The organism is Curtobacterium sp. B8, assembly GCF_000333315.1.
Classification (GTDB): domain Bacteria; phylum Actinomycetota; class Actinomycetes; order Actinomycetales; family Microbacteriaceae; genus Curtobacterium; species Curtobacterium luteum.
The window spans coordinates 1-1,013 of sequence record NZ_BACW01000006.1 but is presented as its reverse complement, the minus strand read 5'-3'; the positions used below and the strand labels follow the sequence as shown (position 1 = coordinate 1,013).

Here is a 1,013-nt window from a genome sequence, read left to right as displayed (position 1 = left end):
CACCTCCGTGACGACGTCCTTCACGGCGGCCAGGAGTCGCGCGTTGAAGTCGACGCCCAACTGGTTCGGCACGGTGACGAGCACGGTGTCGGCAGCACGGACGGCCCGGTCGGCGGCGAGCTCGGCCACGAGCTCCTCCGGCGATCCGATGTACGAGCGGCCGAAGCGAGCGAGCCCACCGTCGAGGTGCCCGACCTGGTCCTGTCCCTCGACCTGCGCGCGGACGCCGAAGTAGTGCCGCGACTCGTCGTCGACGATCGGGATGATGCTCCGGGAGACCGAGACCCGCGGGGTGCGCTCCCACCCCATCTGCTCCCACGTCGACCGGAAGCGCTCGATCTGCTCGGCCTGCAGCTCGTCGAACGGCACACCGGTGTCCTCGGTGAGGAGCGTCGACGACATGAGGTTCATGCCCTGCTCGGCGGTCCACTCGGCGGTGGCCCGGGTGCCGGCGCCCCACCAGATGCGGTCGGGCAGCGTGTCCGACAGGGGGAACACCGGGAGCGAGCCGGTCGTGCCGGTCATCTGCGGGTTCGCGTTCGCCATCGGCTCCCCGGCGATCGCGCGGCGGAAGACGTTCGTGTGCGACCGGGCGAGGTCCCCGCCGTTCGTGTCGGCCGCGTCGGGCACGTAGCCGAACTGCTGGTAACCGGCGAGAGCGGTCTCGGGTGACCCCCGGGAGACGCCGAGCTGCAGCCGGCCGCCGGAGATGAGGTCGGCGGCAGCGGCCTCCTCGGTACGCCTGGTCGGGGAACCGGAAGGCCGGTGCCGGGACCATGCGGGTCACCGAGGTCGAGCCCTCCGGCGTGGGCGTCGCGCTCGACTTCACGAAGCCGTTCCGGTCGAGCAACGTGATCCGGTTCGACCTCACGCCGAGCGGCACCGGCACCGGCACCGGCCCCGGCACCGACGTCGTCTGGCGGATGGAGAGCCCGCGGACCTTCATGACCCGGATCTTCCCGCTCGAGAAGCTCGTCGGGCCGGACTTCGAGAAGGGCCTCCGGCAGCTCAAG

Annotated in this window: 2 pseudogenes; one reads left to right on the top strand and one right to left on the bottom strand. The window is 71.6% G+C overall.

Annotated elements, in window-relative coordinates:
* A pseudogene (locus tag I59_RS00065) lies at window positions 1–753 on the bottom strand (LLM class flavin-dependent oxidoreductase); the annotation flags it as partial.
* 23 nt (window positions 754–776) lie between these two features.
* Here I59_RS00065 and I59_RS00060 point away from each other — a divergent pair.
* Window positions 777–1,013: pseudogene (locus tag I59_RS00060) on the top strand (SRPBCC family protein); the annotation flags it as partial.